This is a genomic window from Streptosporangium sp. NPDC006013, from assembly GCF_040614275.1.
In the GTDB taxonomy this organism is placed as follows: domain Bacteria; phylum Actinomycetota; class Actinomycetes; order Streptosporangiales; family Streptosporangiaceae; genus Streptosporangium.
The window spans coordinates 1-1,002 of record NZ_JBEXUE010001005.1 but is presented as its reverse complement, the minus strand read 5'-3'; the positions used below and the strand labels follow the sequence as shown (position 1 = coordinate 1,002).

Here is a 1,002-nt window from a genome sequence, read left to right as displayed (position 1 = left end):
TCTGCTGCGTGGGTTGGTGCGGGGGGTTCGCCGGTCGGCGGTTTCGGCGGGGGGTGATGATGCGCTGGTTCGGCGGTTGGCAGGTTTGGGTCAGGTCGATCGGATGCGGCTGGTGGTTGAGCTGGTCCGGGGTCAGGTGGCCGCGGTTCTGGGGCATGCTTCGCCGGATGCGGTGGAGGCGCGGCGGGAGTTCCGTGAGCTGGGCTTCGACAGCCTTACCGCAGTCGAGTTGCGTAACCGGCTGAACACGGCGACGGGGTTGCGGTTGCCGGCGACGCTGGTGTTCGACTATCCGACGCCGGTCGTGCTGGCGGAGTTCCTGCTGGGTGAGCTGCTCGGCGAGCACGGTGATGTGGTGGTTCCCACTGCGGTGATGCCGGTGGCCGACGATCCGATCGTGATCGTCGGAATGGCGTGCCGCTATCCGGGCGGGGTTCGATCCGCCGAGGATCTGTGGCGGCTGGTGTTCGAGGGTGGGGATGGGATCAGCGAGTTCCCGACATCGCGTGGCTGGGATTTGGGGGCGTTGTACAGCCCGGATCGGGAGAATCGCGGGACCAGTTACGTGCGTGAGGGCGGGTTCCTGCACGAGGCCGGGGAGTTCGACCCGGGCTTCTTCGGGATCTCCCCGCGTGAAGCTTTGGCGATGGATCCGCAGCAGCGGTTGCTGCTGGAGACCTCGTGGGAGGCGGTCGAGCGGGCCGGGATCGACCCGCTCTCACTGCGCGGTAGTCACACCGGCGTGTTCGCCGGGGTGTCCTATCACGATTACGCGTCGAGCGTGGAGTTTCCGCTGGATGTGATGAGCTTCTTCGGCACCGGTAATGCCGGGAGTGTGTTGTCGGGCCGGATCTCGTACGCGCTGGGCTTGGAGGGTCCGGCGATGACGGTGGACACCGCGTGTTCGTCCTCTCTGGTCACGATTCATCTGGCGGCGCAGGCGTTGCGGTCGGGGGAGTGCGCGCTGGCGCTGGCCGGTGGTGTGACGGTGATGGCGTCGCC

At 67.2% G+C, this 1,002-nt stretch carries 1 protein-coding gene; it reads left to right on the top strand.

Features of this window, described 5'->3' with window-relative positions:
* The coding region (locus ABZ260_RS51615) for a type I polyketide synthase (RefSeq protein ID WP_355633406.1) at nt 1-1,002 on the top strand (1,002 nt) is incomplete at both ends.